At 39.5% G+C, this 17643-nt stretch carries 14 protein-coding genes; 5 read left to right on the top strand and 9 right to left on the bottom strand.

Features of this window, described 5'->3' with window-relative positions; genetic code table 11:
* Nucleotides 1-60: 60 nt before the first annotated feature.
* From ACTB0Y_RS15520 to ACTB0Y_RS15490, 7 genes are all read right to left on the bottom strand, one after another.
* On the bottom strand, nucleotides 61-1779 hold the full coding sequence (locus tag ACTB0Y_RS15520) for a T9SS type A sorting domain-containing protein (RefSeq protein WP_463207748.1): 1719 nt from the start codon (nucleotides 1777-1779) through the stop codon (nucleotides 61-63).
* Nucleotides 1780-1813: 34 nt separating this feature from the next.
* The gene (locus tag ACTB0Y_RS15515) at nucleotides 1814-3331 is read right to left on the bottom strand and encodes a RagB/SusD family nutrient uptake outer membrane protein (RefSeq protein ID WP_463207747.1); all 1518 of its coding nucleotides are present in this window, start codon (nucleotides 3329-3331) and stop codon (nucleotides 1814-1816) included.
* A gap of 18 nt (nucleotides 3332-3349) precedes the next feature.
* Nucleotides 3350-6520 carry a SusC/RagA family TonB-linked outer membrane protein gene (locus tag ACTB0Y_RS15510; RefSeq protein WP_463207746.1) on the bottom strand — a complete coding sequence of 1057 codons (3171 nt, stop codon included), beginning with the start codon at nucleotides 6518-6520 and terminating at the stop codon, nucleotides 3350-3352.
* Nucleotides 6521-7002: 482 nt separating this feature from the next.
* Nucleotides 7003-7836, bottom strand: a complete 834-nt coding sequence (locus tag ACTB0Y_RS15505; RefSeq protein WP_463207745.1) for a hypothetical protein — start codon at nucleotides 7834-7836, stop codon at nucleotides 7003-7005.
* A gap of 63 nt (nucleotides 7837-7899) precedes the next feature.
* Entirely contained in the window at nucleotides 7900-8184 is a 285-nt protein-coding gene (locus ACTB0Y_RS15500; protein ID WP_463207744.1) for a sll1863 family stress response protein, read from the bottom strand.
* Nucleotides 8185-8204: 20 nt separating this feature from the next.
* Complete coding sequence (locus tag ACTB0Y_RS15495) at nucleotides 8205-8636, bottom strand: sll1863 family stress response protein (protein WP_463207743.1); 432 nt, start codon at nucleotides 8634-8636, stop codon at nucleotides 8205-8207.
* 28 nt (nucleotides 8637-8664) lie between these two features.
* Nucleotides 8665-9432 (bottom strand): patatin-like phospholipase family protein, encoded by a 768-nt coding sequence (locus ACTB0Y_RS15490; protein ID WP_463207742.1) that lies wholly within the window; start codon nucleotides 9430-9432, stop codon nucleotides 8665-8667.
* A gap of 182 nt (nucleotides 9433-9614) precedes the next feature.
* On the opposite strand from ACTB0Y_RS15490, the gene ACTB0Y_RS15485 reads away from it, so the two are divergent.
* The gene (locus ACTB0Y_RS15485; RefSeq protein WP_463207741.1) at nucleotides 9615-11060 is read left to right on the top strand and encodes a bifunctional metallophosphatase/5'-nucleotidase; all 1446 of its coding nucleotides are present in this window, start codon (nucleotides 9615-9617) and stop codon (nucleotides 11058-11060) included.
* 148 nt (nucleotides 11061-11208) lie between these two features.
* Here the strand turns inward: ACTB0Y_RS15485 and ACTB0Y_RS15480 are convergent, their stop codons facing one another.
* Nucleotides 11209-12177: a T9SS type A sorting domain-containing protein gene (locus ACTB0Y_RS15480; RefSeq protein ID WP_463207740.1), complete on the bottom strand. Its 969-nt coding sequence runs from the start codon at nucleotides 12175-12177 to the stop codon at nucleotides 11209-11211.
* 146 nt (nucleotides 12178-12323) lie between these two features.
* On the opposite strand from ACTB0Y_RS15480, the gene ACTB0Y_RS15475 reads away from it, so the two are divergent.
* Complete coding sequence (locus tag ACTB0Y_RS15475) at nucleotides 12324-12848, top strand: phospholipase D-like domain-containing protein (protein ID WP_463207739.1); 525 nt, start codon at nucleotides 12324-12326, stop codon at nucleotides 12846-12848.
* A 67-nt stretch (nucleotides 12849-12915) separates the two neighbouring features.
* Here ACTB0Y_RS15475 and ACTB0Y_RS15470 read toward each other — a convergent pair whose 3' ends face one another.
* Nucleotides 12916-13674, bottom strand: a complete 759-nt coding sequence (locus ACTB0Y_RS15470; protein ID WP_463207738.1) for an SDR family NAD(P)-dependent oxidoreductase — start codon at nucleotides 13672-13674, stop codon at nucleotides 12916-12918.
* A 592-nt stretch (nucleotides 13675-14266) separates the two neighbouring features.
* On the opposite strand from ACTB0Y_RS15470, the gene ACTB0Y_RS15465 reads away from it, so the two are divergent.
* The 3 genes from ACTB0Y_RS15465 (at nucleotide 14267) to ACTB0Y_RS15455 (ending at nucleotide 17633) form a co-directional block, all read left to right on the top strand.
* Nucleotides 14267-14494 carry a hypothetical protein gene (locus ACTB0Y_RS15465; RefSeq protein ID WP_463207737.1) on the top strand — a complete coding sequence of 76 codons (228 nt, stop codon included), beginning with the start codon at nucleotides 14267-14269 and terminating at the stop codon, nucleotides 14492-14494.
* A gap of 16 nt (nucleotides 14495-14510) precedes the next feature.
* Nucleotides 14511-15407 (top strand): TraB/GumN family protein, encoded by an 897-nt coding sequence (locus ACTB0Y_RS15460; protein WP_463207736.1) that lies wholly within the window; start codon nucleotides 14511-14513, stop codon nucleotides 15405-15407.
* A 150-nt stretch (nucleotides 15408-15557) separates the two neighbouring features.
* Nucleotides 15558-17633 (top strand): prolyl oligopeptidase family serine peptidase, encoded by a 2076-nt coding sequence (locus ACTB0Y_RS15455; protein WP_463207735.1) that lies wholly within the window; start codon nucleotides 15558-15560, stop codon nucleotides 17631-17633.
* Nucleotides 17634-17643: the final 10 nt, after the last annotated feature.

Here is a 17643-nt window from a genome sequence, read left to right as displayed (position 1 = left end):
GTCAAAAAAAAGTAAAGAAAATAAGAGGCTGCTCATGGCAGCCTCTTAATCAAGAGTGAATTACTGTACTGTGATTTTTTTAGAACTCACATTTCCATTGTTATCCACAATCTTCACTATGTAAATTGCATTGCTGCCTAAGTCGCCAACATTCAGTGTTACTGATTTGCTGTTTAGGTTGTTGATATTATTGGTCTGACGACCTACAACATCATAAATAACAACTTCTTTTATTGGGTTACCAGCCTGAATGTAAAGTTGATCTGCAACCGGGTTTGGATAAAGTGACAAACCAGGAACAGGTGCTACATCAGAAATGGCTGTTTCATTAGTCATGTCTGAAAGTGTAATTGTTCCATAAGCTGCAGTATTGTAGTAGTTTTGATCTAATGTAGTATTCCATGAAACCATATAATCACGACCACCAACACCGTCTTTATCGTCAGCGGCAATTACATCGAAATTAAATGGGTTACCTGCTAATGGAATGAAATTGCCTAGTTGTGTCCATGGAATGGCCCATTCTACGATATAACCTTCGTTGTTGGCCATTTCGGTTTGTGCTCTTGAAACTTCTGCACCCCAGGTTGCATCTACGCCATCTGATCCACTCCAGGTGTCTAATCCACGTACGCAGCGAATTTGCCAGTCATTACCGTCAAATGGTTCAGAAGCTGATTGGTCCATGTCGAAGAATAGCTCAACATTGTCGTTATCCCATGCATTAGCACCACCATTTTGCGGTGTAGCATCTTCTACGTAGTTCAGGATGTATACATTCGAGATATCCCACATTACTTTGTAGTAAGAATACAATGGTGTAGGAGTTCCCCACCAGTCACGTTGCTGTAGTGCGTGCATTTTGGCATTGTCCCAAGGTGCGTCAATTATACCGTCAATTACCGGAGGATTTCCATCTACGTCAATGGCAAATGCAGTACCGTCTTCTTCTTCTTCTACGATTATAATTTTCATTACTTCCTGGGTACCTGTAGAGTTACCAACAATTAGTTGAGAAGTATCTCTCACCTCTGAACCAAATGCCATGTGTGAATAAACTACTTCATAAATACCCTGAGCCTGACCGGCTGTAATATTGTAAGAAGCTAAGCTTTCTGTCGCACTGTATACATTGTCTGTTTGTGTAAGTGCAGTTTCAGTTCCGTCAATGAATAATGTTACATTCTCTGCGGTGTTGAACTTGTCTGTAATATTAAATGTAACATCTGTGTTACCGTAGGCAGTATACCCGGGAGCAACAATATTGTCATAATAATATACATCGCCATCGGTTGAATAATCCCAACCAAAGAAAATTACCATTTGGTTGTATGATCCAGAAATAGAGTCAGGAATGGCAAATTCAAGCGTTTTCCATGATCCAACACTTGGATCGTTAGCATCACTGTAATATGCATCTACTTCTACAGTTTCAGCACCACCGTAGCGGTTGAATAATTGAAACTTAAACAAAATAGAGTCATTTACACCCGGATCTTCTGTATAGAAGTCAATTGTAAAAACATCACCAGCGGCAGAAAGGTCGATATCACCACCAAAATAGATGTTTATACCACCCCAAAATGCATCACCATCTTTTACAGCTTCGCCAACGAAACCTGTTCCGGATGGGTTGGCAACTGCGTTGTTGTATGCAGTAAGGTTAAAAGGCTCAACGAGTGGATCGCTTACTGTTTCGAAATCAACTAACGTTGTTTGTCCTATGGCACCTGTGACAAGTGCAAAGACGAATAAAAAGGAAAGCATAAAGTTCTTCATAATAAAATAGTTTTGGTTAATACTTAAGTGAATTTTAATAATTAGCGTTTTGCGTTAATGCGTATTCTGACAGAATTATTTCTTGTTGTGGGATAGGGAACACCTCGTGTTTACCCTGAACGAATCCTCTCTCGCCAAGTTCTGTGGCAGCATCTCCCCAGCGTACGAGATCAAAGAACCTGAATCCCTCCATGGCCAGTTCCAGTCTTCTTTCTTTCTTAATGTCTTCCATAGTTACACCACCAATGGGAACCAAATCTACACGTTCCCTAACCTGGTTAAAGTAGTAGTCGGCACTTTGTGGTGCTGTTGCTCCTCCAACAATGGCTTCGGCCATCATGAGTAAAACATCGGCGTAGCGAATAACACGCTCATTGGTTTCAAAATTCCATTCAGCTTGACTATCCCAGGTGAGATGTGCCCATGGGGCTCGTTTTTTGCTAAACCAACCGGTATAGCCTTCGTTTTGGTCCCAACCTGAAGCTCCAATAGAGTTGAGGAATGCCTCGCCATAAGCGGTTCCATTTTTTCTTTCAGTATCACCTTCGGCATCGTATGCTGAAATAAGGTCCTGGGTTACCATATCGAAGCCCCAGCCAGCCAATAGTGTGTCAGTAGAAATCTGACGGGGGCCGCACATTTGCACATCAATGTTGCCTCCATTTACACGTCCATTGCCCCAATCGCCACCACGTGCGATGTTGGCATATTCAATTTCAAATATGGACTCCTGGCCGTGTTCGTGTTCATAGCTCCATATGTCATCGTAATTCGGTTCCAGTTCATACTGGCCTAATTTAATTACCGAATCGAACTGGTTTGCAGCCAATTGGTAATATTCTGTTCGTGAGAGCTCAAAGTTATAGGTGTTATAATAGTAAGGTGAGGCCATATAAAGATAAGCCTTGCCCAAAAGTGCCTGAGCAGCACCTTTTGTAGCTCTGTAACTTTCCGATGGCGCCACTGCCAGGTCAGGGATTGCAGCTTGCAAGTCAGCAACAATTTGTTGATAAACCTGTCTTGCGGGCTTTCTTTCCTGGTTATATTCATCTGGTGTGAGCTGCGCCGTAATTAGCGGCACATCACCAAAAAACCGTACGAGCTCAAAGTAGAAATATGCTCTTAAAAACTTTGCTTCTGCAATATACTCCCTTGATGTTTGAGAGGCACTAGGGTCGGCATTTTGAATAACCAAATTGGCGCGATAAACCCCATAATAGCCTCTACGCCAAAGCTGCAACACAGCAGCGTTTGTTGGTAGCATTGAAAAATCTCCAACGGCCGTGTATTCGGGCCTGTCGCCTGGTCCGCCACCAACTACTTCAGAATCATCTGAAGGGAAATTGGCTAAAAAGTAGTAAGAAGACCATCCTGAAAAGTACTTGGGCTGTAGCATTGAATATGCTGCAATGAGCCCCTGATAGATGTCGCCCTCGGTTTGATAAAAATTACTTTCTAACTTTTGTCCAACCGGTTCAAGTTCGAGCCAATCATCAGCACAACCTGATGAAAGCAGTACAAGCGTAATAAATATATATTTAATTGATTTCATAATACTGATTATATTTTATTAGATTGAAAGGTTTACACCAAATGAAATAACTCTTGGTCTTGGATAAAGACCACGGTCAATACCAACACTGGTTTTAAAATAGGACCCGTCGGAGTTTCCAACCTCAGGATCAGTTCCGGGGTATTTGGTCAATACAAATAAGTTTTGCCCTGAAACATAAAGTCTAAGCTTGCTGATGTTTAATTTGTCAAGTATTGCTGCTTTGAATGAATAACCTAACTCGAGGTTTTGCAGGCGCAGGTAACTTCCGTCGAAAACAAACAAACTGTTATGTGAGAAGTTGTTGTTGTTATCACTAATGGTATACCTGGGGACCTCATCTGTATGGTTTTCAGGTGTCCATGCATTCTCATATAAGAATGTTGGTTTGTTATTGTTCATCAGGTCTGTTCTATAAGCACCATAATAAATATCATGTCCGAGGGCACTCTGGAAAAATACTTTCAAATCAAAACCTCTGTAATCTAGATTCATATTGAATCCTAAAGTCCAGTCAGGGTGGGGGTTACCAATCATTGTTTTATCGTCTTCATTTATTACACCGTCACCGTTGAGGTCTGTGAATTTTACGTCGCCCGGGATTGCTTTAGGTTGTATCAAATTTCCTGCGCCATCGGTATATGCTTCTATCTCTTCGAAAGAGTCGAAAACACCTTCTGCTTCATATCCGTAGATGTACCAAATTGGAAAGCCTTGCTCAGACTGCGTAATATGTCCGGTTGTTCCCAGATTGGACCCGATTAGAGTACCTTCAAGTTTGGTTACCTCATTATGGTTATAGGCTGCTATTGCTGAGATATCATAATTTATACCCCAAACATTGCCTTTATAACCTAATTCCAGTTCTACACCTCTGTTTAAAATGTCTCCTTCGTTGGCGTTAGGAATGTTGTTTCCTACATATTCAGGAATTGATGCTTTTGTAATTAAATCAATTGTTTTTTTCCAATAGAGGTCTGTCGTAAGCGATAAAGCATCATTAAAGAATCTTGCATCAAGGCCAATATTGGTTTGCTGCACTGTTTCCCATATTAAATCGGGGTTACTCAACTGTACGGGTTCAGCACCTACTAAAGTCCCCTGGCCTGTGTAATAGCTTGCAGGGGCTGATGTTTGAATCACAGAGGCATACTCAAATGTCCCCAGCGAGCCGATATTTCCATTTCTTCCCCATCCAAAACGGAATTTTAAGAAGTTTACAGCATTTACATTCCAAAAATTTTCATTTGTCACTGTCCAGCCAACAGAAGCTGAAGGGAAATATTGGGTGCGGTTTTCGCTACTTAGTTTTGAAGAGGCATCAGAACGCAAGATTAATGTGGCCATATACTTGTCTTCGAAGTTGTAATTCAAACGACCAAAATATGACAGCAGACGATCCCCGGGGTGCCTGTATCCACTGGTGGCTGCTTCCACCGAATCACTAAGTGTTTCTCCAATGCCTGCAAAATCCCATGATTCTTCTTGCAAACCTTCGCCTCTTCCACCTATCATGTAAAAGTTATAATCTCTCATGGAATGCCCCAGCATGGCTGTAAAATCGTGTCCGCCAAATTTTTTATGATAATTAATTACATTCTCCCATTGCCATGCAAAGGTACGCTGAATCTCCTGGTATGCATTGCTTAAATAATTGTAATTGATTGAGTGGTAGTAATATTGAGGTGTCCAGGTATGATAGTTCCCATATGATAAGTCAATGTCGTAAGAAGAATTGAATGTCAAACCGTCTATGGGTTCAATTGTCATGTTTGCTTTAGCCAATACTTTGTCTGTATACCAATCGTTGTGTGTATTGGCTATTTGTGCTACAGGGTTTACAACCTCATTTGTCACGCGTTTGGACATTCCGTAGTAACCATTTTCTCCTGCACTCAGAGAGGAACTTTCCACATTATCAATATTAGCAGTAATTTGGTCCCAGTAGCCAGTTGGAATGTCAGTAGTGTCGTCGAAATATACCGGTGTTAGTGGATCGATGTTCATGGCATTGGAAATAACACCTCCAAATTCGTTATTCTCACCAATTGATTTTCGCTCGAAGTGTGTATAAGAAACATTCGTTCCAAATTTCAACCATTCTTTAACCTGATGGTCAGCATTTAAACGTGCGGTAATACGATCGAATTGTGATTTTGAACCACCCACAATACCACCTTGAGATAAAAACGAGGTAGAAAAGAAGTAGGAGGTCTTGTCGCTGCCACCTGAAATTGAAACATTGTGTTCCTGGATTTGAGCTGGACTGAATATTTCATTTATCCAATCGGTACCTTCACCTAAGGTATCGGGGTTGAATGGATATGATCCATCGAGCATCATTTGCATGAGTTCGTCCGGAATTTCCTGTCCGAAATATTGCATCTCAAGTTCGTGTTTCAGGCCTTCCCTGTAATAAGTTGCATATTCTTTGGCGTTTAATACATCGTTAAGTTGACGGGCAGCCTGTACACCGAAGTTACCGTTGTATGAAACTACTGATTTTCCTTTGTTTCCTGATTTGGTTGTAATAAGAACAACACCATTACCGGCGGCTGCACCATAAATGGCAGCCGATGCCGCATCTTTCAATATTTCAACAGACTCAATGTCATTGGGATTAAGGTACTCAATACTACCGGTGCGCATACCATCTACAATAAACAGGGGGTTGGAATCTTTATTGGAACCTGTTCCCCGAATACGTACGGTAATATTTCCACCTGGCGATCCGGATTCCTGCATAATGTTTACACCGGCTGTTTTGCCTTGCAGGGCTTGCTCTACGCGTACCTGGTTAGTTTCAAGATCCCGGGCATCGACCTTTGAAATGGCACCTGTCACCAGGCTTTTCTTTTGAACACCATAACCAACAACCACTACCTCGCTGAGAGCCTCTAAGCTTGGTATCATGGTAACATTGATTTGGCTTTGGCCACCCACTTTTATTTCCTCTGTGGTATAACTAATAAAGGAAAAAACCAAAACCGCATCGTCGTTTGGGACTTCTATGCTATATTGGCCTTCAGCATTAGTTATAGTTCCTTGGGTGGTACCCTTAATTACAACATTTACTCCTGGTAAAGTGTTACCTTCGGTGTCTTCCACAACACCGGAGACCGTTCTTTGGGCCCATAAAGAAAAGGTCGTTAAAAATAATGTGAGCGTCAGAAGCGTAATTTTTTTCATCAGTTTGTATTTTTAGTTTAATGTTCAGGAAGAACTTACTGCCTGGTTTAGAATCCTTGCAATCGTTTGCATCAATATTGACAGTACATTCATCGAGAATTAATTTTTAAATAATGTACATGAAAAAATAATTTTGTTTTCTTTGTACTAAGTTCCGTACAAAACCACCCTCAAGCAAAAAAAGCACGACGTCAAAAACTCAACAAGGGTATTTTAGCACTACATCAAAAATACATCAAAGAAATTTTAAAAAACTGAAAATGTGTAGATTGAGTTGTAATTTTTGTAAATTATGATTTTCTCCACCGCACTCAACAAAAAAAGATTGTTTTTGCTAATCATTAATTTGGATTGTTACCCTTGTCTGGTTGCTGGTTTTTTTAGATAAGCTATTCTGTGGCTTTAAGTAGGGTCTACTGAAAAGCCTGAGGCGCAACTTATTCAGGGCTAAAAGACGACAACGTTTTGATTCGATTTAGTAATTAGAAGGATATCTCAAAGCCAAATATTATTTTGTGAAAATCTTTTCGGATGGGGACGAGTGGGTGGTAGTCGTAAATGAACTGATAAATGACCGAAAGCCCAAAATGTGCACTGATATTCCATGTGGCACCGGAGCTCGCAGCGAGCCTGGGTTTATGAAAAATATTGTCGAATGCAGCCTGGTGGTATGCACTTAAATCAATTGAGAGTGCCTGGAAGGGGTTGTATTTTATGCTCAGATAACTGCCAAGTTTTAGCTTTTCTGATTTCACGGGCGTAACGTCTTGTGGAATGTCATGTTCTGTTGCTATACCATCGTAATTCCATCGCTCATACTCGTAAAACGGTCCAGCTCCGGCGTAAATGCCAATTATATCTTTTGTAATGGCACGCCACCGCAGATTTATACCTCCGGTATATTTGAACTCCAGTCCGCGTGCTTCTGCCCAGTGAACCTGGTTATATGGTTCGAGTGCAAATTTTTTGTCCAGAATGCTCCGGTATTCGGCATATAGGTAGCCTCCACTGAGCAGTGTTTCTTTACCGAAGGTTGAGAGCTCAACTTTGTTGGCTATGGTAAAAGCATGGTGCTCGCCAATACGGAAAGAGAGGTCAGCATAATTTTCAATTTCGAGCAAATCTTTTTTCTGGGTCTGAAATTCCAGGTTTGGCAATATGGAACCTTGTAATTTTTTTGTGCTGTCTAAAATTACATTAAAACCCTCGGTGTGCAGTACTTGGCCATTGATATTTGAATGAGCGAGGAGCATGATTGACAAAATAAAGAGTAATAACTTTGTGGAATGCTTCCACTCAATTTTTTTAAACCTCATTTTATTTATGTTAAAAAAACCGTTTGGATACGTTTCATATCCAAACGGTTATCAAACAAGATTTTACTTGAAGATTTCGCCTAATTCGGAAAAGCCTTTTTTAAAGTAATCTGTGCTTTCGGAAAATTTGTTTTTGGCGCTTTCCCATTTTTCTTCTGATGCATTAACAAGCTCATCATATTTCAATTTTAAATCATTCTTTTTTGCTTTGAGCTCTTCAATTTTTTCAGTGTACTTTTGTTTAGCTCCTTCCTGGGCCTGATCTTTTTTGGTTTCAAGTTCATCGATTTTAGCAAAAATATCATCAATGCTTTTCTTGGCTTTAGCTTTGTATGTTTCTTTATCCATAGTGTGTTTTTTTATTTGGTTTATTTCTTTTCCAGTTCTTCTTCAAATGTTTTTACACTTTTACTGAGCGCGTCTTTTAGGTTTTTGATATCCTTTTTGAGCTCCTCCTTTTTATCTCCGGCTGCATCTTCGTATTCCTGCATTTTTTCTTTAAGCTGTTTCTGTTGATTTTCAATCTTTACGAGTTGCTCCTGATATTTCATTTGTGCGTCTTCCCCCAGTTCTTCTGTTTTTGACTTCAAATTTTCAATTTTTTCATTGGTTTTGTCCTGGAACTCCTTAATACTGGCTTTCAGGTCGTTGACTTGCGATTCGGCATAATCTTTTGATGCATCAACGGCTTCCTGCATTTCTTCTTTCAGTTTTTCTTTTTCTGTTTTGTCTTTGCTGTTGCAAGCAGCAAAGAGGGCAAAAACAAGTAAAAGGGCCAATGTGCTTTTTAAGTTTTTCATAGAATTGCTTTTTAAGTTGAACGTTATGTTATTTAAAAGATTTTAACGCTTTTTGGGCGTCTTTGTATCCCTGTTTCATTAAATCATTTACCTGGGCCATGTCTGAACGGTTAAATCCTGACAAATCGGGTTCTATTAACAGGTCAGCATCTTCGGTTTGCAGTTTGGCGGCAGCCATTAAGGTAAAATGAAAGCTGTTTAGGGCTACATCCAGAATGTTTTGCGGCTTGTCATAGTTGTGATTTGCATTCAGATCTACGCCTATTACATAATCGGCGCCCATTTTTTTAAGGGTATTTATCGGGACATTTTCTACAATTCCGCCATCTACCAGCATTTTATCGTTTATGATAGTGGGGTTAAAAATGCCGGGGATACAACTACTGGCCATGGCTCCTTTGGCTACGGAACCCTTGTCGATGACTACTTTTTTGCCATTGCTTACATCGGTAGCAATCATGCTGAGCGGGATTTTGGCATCTTCGAGTGATTGCTCACCTATGTGTTTTTTGATGAGTTTGCCCATTTTCTCATTTGAAAGGAGCCCGTACCGGGAGAGCGATAATTCTGTGATATCAACCCATTTGAGCTCGGAGGCAATTTTGTTAATATCCTGCCAGCTTTTCCCAAAAGCATAAAAAGCACCTACAAAGGCTCCGATGCTGGTGCCTGCTATAAAACTTATTTCAATATCGTGCTCTTCAAGCGCGCGGAGCACACCAACGTGTGCTGCTCCCAAAACGGCCCCTCCGCCAAGAGCCAATCCAATTTTCTTTTTTTTCTTTTTAAAAATCATGTTTTGAGTGAATGTTTGTAAATGACCTACTCAATTTAATAAAATTAACACTAATTTTAATATTTTATGATTAATTATTTAAAACCATAACGTTTTTTTTTATGTTCATTGTTTATTAGGTTTTTTTATGTAAGGCTTTTTGTACAACTTAATATTTTTGTCTAATAATTCAACTTAAACCAATGCTTTATCGTTTTTTAATTTTACTGTTTTTTCTGGCAACTACAGGGTGCCAAAATTCCAAATCAGGTAGTCAGGCTGATGAGTCTACCCGGGAGGTCACTATTTTTTTTGTACATGATGTACACGGTCAGCTCGACAATTTTGCTAAAATTAAACACATTGTTGATGAGGCACGGCAAGGTTCTGATGTAATTCTGGCTTGCAGTGGTGATGTGTTTTCAGGTAATCCTGTTGTAGATCAATATGCAGAACGGGGGTACCCAATCATTGACCTGATGAATAAAGTAGGTTTTGAAGTCATGACATTGGGTAACCATGAGTTTGACTACGGAACAACTACCTTGAAAAACCGAATGGAACAATCGAATTTTGAGTGGGTTTGTGCCAATGTGGACATGCGCACTTCAGGAGTTCCTGAACCCCGGGAATATTTTACCATTACGGCCGGGAATATTGATATAGCTTTTCTTGGGCTAATTGAAACCCGCGGAAAAAAAGGAGCCGTTATACCCAGTACGCATCCCTGGCGCGTAAAAACATTCAATTTCCAAAAAGCCGAAGTAATTTTAGAACAGTATCGTGACATTAAACTACGCGATGATATTGATGTTTTAGTTGCCTTGTCGCACATGGGAATTAGCGGTGACCATGAAGCTATTGGCGATTTTCAACTTGCCGAACGGTTCCCGTTTTTTGATTTAATTATCGGCGGGCACAGTCATCAAAGAATTGATACCGTTATCAATGATATTCCGGTTTTTCAGGCCGGTAGTTACCTCCACTATCTCGGTAAAATTGAATTGGCTTTTAGTAATGAGAAATTGACAGATATTACCTATGAGGAAATTGATTTGTCGACCGTTGACACGTATGACAAGGAGATACAAATGCTGGTTAACGATTACGAACTGGAAATGAAACCTTATTTGAATGAAGTGATTGGTTATTCGGCTCAATATCAGTCAAAAACATCGGTGGGTGCGTTTATGACAGAAGCTATGAGGACTACTACCGGAGCAGATTTGGCTTTTCAGAATACAGGGGGTGTACGCTCATGGCTCGATGAGGGAGATATAACAAGGCGGGAGGTTTTTGAGATCGATCCGTTTTTCAATGGAATGGTGCTATATGAGCGAACTGTTGGGCGTATCGAAGATTTTTTAGCGCAATCTCAGTCAGGTTTTTACTACAGCGGATTAATTATTGATCAGTCCGGAGCAACTGTAGAATTATACAATACTGATCATGAGCTGCTAAATGATCAGGAACTATTGACGGTAGCTGTTAATGATTATGTGGCAGCGGTTCACGATAATTTTTTTGGCGATGATGGTGATTTTCTGAATTATACCAGTTCAGACGCGATAATGAATTATCTTAAGAATATCAGTAGCGAAATCGATTATACGAACAATAAGAAATATTTTCGTTTTAGTGCGCCCTGATATTATTTACCTGTTAGAGCGCTGCACAAAAAAGGACCAGCTAATTGCTTTGGGTAGGTTGTATTTATAGATTTTATTAAAAAAATGCTAAAAGCCAGCTCATTAATACTGACCATTAGCATTTACTTATGGATAACTGCAATGAATTTTATTGCTTAATAAATTTTGTTTGCTCAGAATGTTGGTTTTTATAAATAACCTTAATAAAATATGATCCGGCAGTAAGGTTTTCTGTATAAATGGTCTCAACCCTGCTGGAAAACTCCTTCACTAATTTCCCCTGTACATCCAGAATTTGTATGTGTTTTATTTGTTGGTTATCATAACTGAGATTAATTCTGTTTGAGGCAGGGTTTGGGTAAACCTTAAATGATGCCGTTTCTGCATTATTAATTGCGAGAGCGCCATCATCTGTCAAATAGTTAGCCGATTCTCCTACCAACGATCCCTCTGAATAATTTCTAAAATAGGTCATAACCGGGAAGTTAATGTCTCCGGCATACCAGTAATAAATGGTGTCTACGGTGCTACCTGCAGGTGTTCCGTTTTGGTAATCGGTAGTGTTTCTTACAATTTGAATGCGCAGCGCATTGCTGTAGGTGGCATCCGGCGTTATCAATGTGCCATAACCATCTGCTTCAACATTAATTGTACCCTCGCGATCGTAAGTGAGTCCAAAACTTTCATAGCTTCCTGAGAAAGTATCTGTGTAGCTGTCGCTATAAGTGAGTGGGTATCGGACCTGATCTTCTCCATCGGAATAGGCAATAACCGCCTGATCTGTAAAAATACCCCAATAAACAAATGCATTTTCTGTAGTACCGAAATAAGAGTAGGTGCTTACCTGGCTGTAAAAAATGTCGGCATTAGGGAAATCCGGATTGCTGGCTTCCTGTATACTGACCCCTCGTGTGGTGGATGCTGTGAGGTTTGAAAAATCCCAGGTTACATTTGCTCCCGAAGGTCCTTCATTGAACCCTGATGCGGGATCGCTGTTGATGTTTTGCTCAAAAGAGTCGCCCACATTAGGGTTGTGTACATCAGCCGTGAGTGTTAGCTGGGCATTGCTAAATGTAACTGCTGATAAAAATAAGGTAATAAAGATTAGTCGTGTCATAATAACTTTTTTTGTGTCTTACAAATAAGATAATCAAATGTTTAAATCTTTTATTATTGGCGGAGGTTCTCTGTAACTCTGACAACAGGCGCTGCGTTAACAACTAAATTGGATGGATAAAAAATTTATTTACGCTAATTAAAAAGATGCCAGAAATAACCTATATAAAAAATGAGGCGCATTACGGCAAGGTGTTGCAATCGGCATTGCAGGCAAGGCGTATGCTATGGATCGGTACTGCTGATTTGAAAGATTTGTATGTGAAATACAACAATGTTACAATGCCCTTTCTGCGGGCTGTGGCAGGTTTACTACATAACAGGGTAGAGGTACGGTTAATACATGCCAAAGAGCCCGGAGCGCGATTTAGAGCGGATTTTGACAAGCACGATGAATTGATTCACCAGCTCGAAAGGATGTTGTGCCCACGGGTGCATTTCAAATTAATAATTATAGACAGCCAGTGGGCTTACATTGGTTCGGCCAACCTTACCGGGGCGGCTATGGGTATGAAAAGTCTGAATCGCAGGAATTTTGAATCCGGTATCTGGACAAATGATGCTTCATTGGTCGAATCTGCCATGGGTCAGTTTGATGACGTGTGGATTGGTAAGCATTGCCCTAAGTGTGGGCGTAAAGAATTTTGTAGTGACCGGGTACTGGGCAGCTAAAAAAACAACCCCGAATACACATAAAAGCATATCCGGGGTTTATTTATAATTGCTATTTGGCTGAAATTTAGGTAGTCATGCCGCCATCAACTGCATGAACCGCTCCGGTAATAAAACTACTATCTTCGCTGCCGAGAAAATACATTAAATTGGCAACTTCGTCGTTTGTAGCGTATCGTTTCAGGGGAATGGCCTGTTCAAAACCTTCTTTTGCAGCTTCGGCCTGTCCCGGTGCAAAGCCATCTTCCAGGGAACGCATCATACGGTTATCAACGGGTGAAGGGTTAACTGTATTGACGCGAATTTTATGATCGGCTCCCTCAAGTGCAGCAGATTTCATCATGCCCACCACAGCGTGTTTACTGGTTACGTAAGGCAGCACATTGGCTGTACCTCTCATTCCTGCTACCGATGAAGTGATGACTATGTTGCCACCATTGCTGTTTTTCTTCATTACGGGGAATACATGCCGCAAGCCGTAAAAAACACCTTTCACATTCACATCAATTAGCTTGTGAAACAGCTCCATTGGGTACTCTTCCAATGGTAAAACTTTACCTTCTATACCGGCATTGTTGTAGAAAATATCAATGCCTCCCATTTTTTCAACAGCAAAGTCAACATAGCGTTTTACCGCCTGTTCGTCAGAAACATCTGCCTTAAAGTAGAACAAATGTTCACTTTTGAGTTGATCTGCAGCTTTTTTAAGATCATCTTCATTCAAATCTACTAACAATACTTTTGCTCCTTTATCTAAAAGTTTTTGGGCCAGGGCCAATCCAATGCCTCCAGTGCCGCCAGTAATAACTACATTTTTATTTTTCATATTTTCTCCTATTTTATTTGGGAGATAAGACAAATGTAGTTGCTGAATAGTTTTGTTTTTTATTATGTTTTAAGACATGCAGGTATTTTATTTATGTTTAAATATACATCGCAACAATGAATTTGGAGTAGCCATAAAAACGCCAAACCCGGTTTTATGTAGCAAGAACCATTAATTATTGAATTAACGGTATATAGGTCAAAAAGCAAAAACTTTTCACATTAGAATTTTTGAATATTCGTTGTTGGACTATTAAGATTACTTACGCACCAACAACATTTATTTCGTTTCTTAAATGAAACTCCAGACGATAATCTTTAGTTGATAATTATTTAACATTACCTAAACATTCAAAAAAAACTTTTTGGAATAAATTTGTTTAAAGAAGGGGAGTATTTAATAATACCAACCTCAAAATTCATGCGTTTTTGCCGATTAATGACGATGTAGTCACATCCTTTATCAAACATTACAAATACTTGAAATTCTGTTCATCCTTTTATGCTGGCCCAAAATATTGGTTATATTTACCAAAAACAACCCGGAAGAATAATTTTTGAAGGCATGGTTACTATAATTATTAAAAATTCATTTGCAGCCGAATCCGGTTCAGGTCAAAGAAGCAGTAAAACTGAATGCTGAACACGGAAGTAGTTATCGGTTGCTGGTTACCAGTGCATCGGGCCGGCTATTAGCTCAAAAAGAAGATCAAATTTCATCTGGGGAGGTGATTACTTATTCGCCCCGGCAATTAGGTGTTCAAATTGTAACACTTTGGATTGATGGCACAAAGTATACTTCCACCCTTGTAGTTCAATAACCAAAAAGATATAAAAATGACAAAACTTGTTTTAGTAATCAGTACATTAGGATTGTTTTTTGCCTTCGACGCCTGTCGCATGAATGCTAATGTACAGGAAGAAGGAAAATCCTCACTGCTGTGGAAAGTCTATGGTAATGACTTAAAAGATACCTCTTATCTGTATGGGACTATTCACATACAGGATAAACGCGTCTTTGAATACGGTGAAACCGTTGACAGAGCATTTCAAAAATCAGATAAAGTTGCCGTAGAAGTGCTGATGGACCGCATTGATCCCTCGACTATGATGGATGTAATGTTTATGGAGGACACTACACTCGATATGCTGCTCAGTGAGGAAGCCTACGCACGTTTAAAGGAAGCGTATAAGAATATTACAGGAGCTGGACTTGAAACGGCCAATAGTCTGAAGCCATTTTTTATTTCAGCCAACATGATTCAATCTTTGATGCCACGCGATATGGCTATGCCGCTTGATATGCACTTTATACAGCAGGCTCGCAAAGCTGATAAAACCGTAGTGGGCTTAGAGACCCTGGAAGAGCAAATTGCCATTATTGATGATTTATCTTATGCCAGGCAAATGGATATGCTCATGGAAAGTATCGAAGATGTGGATAAAATGAAAGGGCAATTCAAGGAGCTGGTAGATGCCTACCTTGATATGGATAAGGAGCGGGTCATGAAGTTGATGGAGGATCCTTCCATACCGGAAGATTTTATGGATAATCTGCTGGATAAGCGTAATAAGTTAATGGTGTCGCGCATGCAGCCGTTATTTAAGGTTTCAGGCACTTTTGTAGCTGTTGGCGCAGCCCACCTCTTTGGTGAAGAAGGCTTGATAAGTATGTTACGTGAGAAAGGCTACCAGGTGGAACCTGTAAAATTTGCTTTTGAAGTGGAGGATTAGCCACCTGGTATGAAAAATTATTACAAGGGTTGATGTGTTTGTATCAGCCCTTTCTTCTGATAATCATTCCTCAGGAATTTGTGTTATGTGTTTTGTTGCAGTTTGAATAGAATTAATTATTTTTACCCTGAAAATTGTTATTCAAGTATTATGAGAATTATTGCAATAGTTGGCCTGTTTCTATGGTCATTGAACTTATGTGGTCAAGATTACCAGCCCGTTGAAGTCCCCCGTAAAATATCTATTGATACTTTCCACAACAAATACATTATTGAAGACCCGTATCAATGGCTTGAAAAAACGGATGCACCACAAACGATAGAATGGCTTGAGGCACAGAAGAAACTCACAAAAAGATATTTGAGACGTGTAGCCAGCAGAGATTTTGTAGATATTGACAAATATGCTTATACAAGATACAAACTTCCGAGAAAAGAGGGGCAATTTTACTTTTTATATGCGTATAATGATAACATTAGTTCACCATCGCTTTTTTATAAAAAAAGACTAAATGATTATTGGGAAGTACTGGTAAATCCCAATTATATATCCGTAAAAGATAAGACCTCACTTAAATCCTGGGAAATATCCGGTGATTCGAAATATTTAGCATTTCAATTTGACAGAAATGGGTCAGATTGGGGAGAGGTGAAAGTAATTAACACAAGAACTGAGAGTTATCTGTCTGATCATCTTACCGGGCTAAAATTCAGTAATATTGCCTGGAGAGGAAAAGGCTTTTATTATTCGACCATGGAGCAAGTCGGGAAATTTGGAGTAACCCAGGGTCAAAAAGTTTACTACCATAACCTTGGTGCAAACCAGGAAGATGACCAGCTTATTTTTCTCAACAAAAGGAATCCGCAGGCAGAATTTACTTATGGGACTACTTCCAATGAGCGATTTTTTTACATTAAGCAGGAGAATCCGGAAAATGGAAGAATTAATTTATACTACATCGATTTTGAATCTGGTATAAATCAATTAAGACCATTACTGACTAATATTAACTTCGAATTTAGTGTGTTGGATAGTCATAATGGCAAGTTCATAATGTCTACACATCGCAATAAATCCAACGGCATGATTGTGAAGGTCGATCCGGTGAACCCAATGAAATGGGAAGCCATTGCGCCATCTTACGATGAAGCATTGCTTACCGGATCCCTAACTTTTGCCAATCAAATTATCGCATTTTATCAAACTAAATTTGCTCCACTCATCACTATATATGATTATGATGGAAAAGTTTTACATACTAAACAACTACCAGCAGCCACATCAATAGATGGCTTTTCTGCGGAATATGAGGCTAAAGAGCTTTATTACTCCTGGCAATCTTACACAATACCTGATATCGTATATAATCTTGATCTTGAAACCTATAAAGAAGAGTTGAACAAGAAAACATCAGTATCCTTCGATTTTGAAAACATAAAGTATGAAACAATAGAGTATGAGGCCGATGATGGGGTAAAAGTCCCAATGGTGCTGGTTTATAAAAAAGACCTTGAGAAAAATGGTGATAATCCAGTGGTATTAAAAACATATGGTGGTTATGGAAATATCCCATCTCCCTCTTTTAATCCGGGTATTGTACATCTTATTTCAGAAGGTGGAATATTTGCTTATGCACATGTAAGGGGCGGCGGAATGAAAGGAGTTGAATGGAGCCTTGCAGGGAAGAGAAGGAAAAAGCAAAGAACTATATCAGACCTAATCAACGCGGCTGAGTTTCTTGTTGATCATAATTACACCAGTTCCGATAGAATCGGAATTTTAGGTAGTTCTCACGGAGGGCTTATTGTGGTAGCAGCAGCATTACAGAGACCTGATCTTTTTGATGCAGTTGTATCTATTGCGGGACCACATGACATGATAAGAAAAGAAAAATTTACAGTTGGCGTTATAAATAACGAGGAGTATGGAACTGTTCAAGACAGTTTGGATTTTTTGAGTATTCTTGCTTATTCACCATATCACAATATTAAGAAAAATACCAATTACCCTGCTATGTTAATTAAAACCGGCGACAATGACGATAGGGTACCACCGCTACATTCCTATAAATTTGTAGCAAGGCTACAAAACAGGAAAGCCCAAAAAAATCCGGTATTGTTAAAAATAGAAGAACAAGCAGGCCATTATGGTTCTAGAACCTTACGAGGCAATATTAGAGAACTTGCAGAAACTTATGGGTTCTTTTTAAAAGAGTTAAAAGATTAGCTGAGAAATA

The sequence above is a fragment of the Salinivirga sp. genome (assembly GCF_055145285.1).
The sequence above is the reverse complement of the archived record's forward strand: the minus strand, read 5'-3'. Positions and strand labels throughout refer to the sequence as shown.